The following is a 1,464-nucleotide window of genomic DNA, read 5'->3' as shown; positions in this document are numbered from 1 at the left end:
CCGCGCTTCCGTGGGACGCCATTCTTGGAGCGGAAGTCGTTAAAGCTTATAAGCCGTCGCCACAAGTCTACGTCGATACCGCCGAAATTCTCGGGCTGGACCCCGCAGAAGTTTGCATGGTCGCAGCGCATAACGGCGATTTGGCAGCAGCACATCAGTGCGGACTGAAAACCGCCTTTGTCGTGAGGCCGCTTGAACACGGCCCGAGCCAACAGAGCGACCTGCGTGCCGAGCAGCGTTGGGACTACGAGGCCACGGACCTGAACGACCTTGCGACGCAGCTAGGTAGCCCATCTGGTCTTGGAACGTACGCCGACGACATGTGATAGTTGCAGGCTAGTATGGTGAGCTGAATCAACGGCGTCGCTGCACCATGTCATCGCCACAAGACAAATCCAATATTGATATGCCTCTTCCTAACGGTGTTGACCCGACCGGAACCATCCAGAACCTGTGCCCCTCGGCGGCATGGCTCGGCAACCGAGGCGAAATCCACGATGCCGAAGGGCGTATCGTCCACAGTTGGAAAATCAAAGCCTCGGTGACTTGCCAATTGTCGTACAAAGGCTGGAGCCGCCAGCCGTTGATGCAGCCAGGCAGTTACACCGAGCTTTTATTCCTTGACGAAGCGACCGCGCTTAGCACGGGCCATCGTCCGTGCGGTATGTGTCGAAAGCCTCAGTACGTTTCCTTCAAGGCTCACTGGCTCGCGGCCAATGGCCACGCGCCTGACCTCGGGATAGCAGAAATAGATAAGCTCCTGAATGCAGAGCATACGAACCGTGGGACCACTGGCGATTGGACCCGCAGTTCGCACACTTTGCCGGCTGGAGTGTTCGTTGAGTGCGACGGCGCGCCACACCCACCCGGCACTGAAATGCAAAGCGCCTGCGAGAGAGGAGGCGCCTCGGCTCGTTCGGGGTGCCTCAGTAGGTCAGTACGCGACAATCGCGACGCCGCTACCGCCAACGCCAAGACAACCGACGCCCACGCCTCCCGCGCCATCACCGGTGTTCGACTAGCCCACGCCGCCCGGGCGCGACCACGGAAATCCTCTGGGGCGGGTCCGGTGTAGAAAGGTCGTCCAAGCCATTCGCCACTCTATCGACGCGACTTTTCGTGCATTCCACGAAGAATTTCCTGCGCACATTGCGGGGCCTCTAAAGCCGTTTTTAAGTAATGCCCGCACACAAACGCGCCTCGAGCCAGTGGGCTCGAATACGACCAGCACCGTCTCCTTCGATGTCGATGACACCAGCCCCCAGGCACGCAAACCAGAAAAGGGTTAGTGCAGCGGGTCACTGGCCGTCTCGCTTTTTTGATGACATCCCAATATCAAACCGTCAACGCGGCGAACGCTAGCGCATCCGACGGACGCTGAACTCGCGCGAGATGTTCGCTTCTCTTGCCCGTGCTTCAAAGGCTTTCTCGTCGCCGTTTACCTAGGTACATCCCTCTCTGGAG

General features: G+C 59.0%; 1 protein-coding gene. It reads left to right on the top strand.

Features of this window, described 5'->3' with window-relative positions; translation table 11 throughout:
• Positions 1-326 (top strand): HAD hydrolase-like protein (locus P0D89_RS52935; RefSeq protein WP_408371172.1); only part of this gene is annotated, 326 nt, incomplete at its 5' end.
• Between the last annotated feature and the right edge of the window lie 1,138 nt (positions 327-1,464).

Source organism: Paraburkholderia sp. RL18-085-BIA-A, assembly GCF_046027075.1.
In the GTDB taxonomy this organism is placed as follows: domain Bacteria; phylum Pseudomonadota; class Gammaproteobacteria; order Burkholderiales; family Burkholderiaceae; genus Paraburkholderia.
The sequence above is the reverse complement of the archived record's forward strand: the minus strand, read 5'-3'. Positions and strand labels throughout refer to the sequence as shown.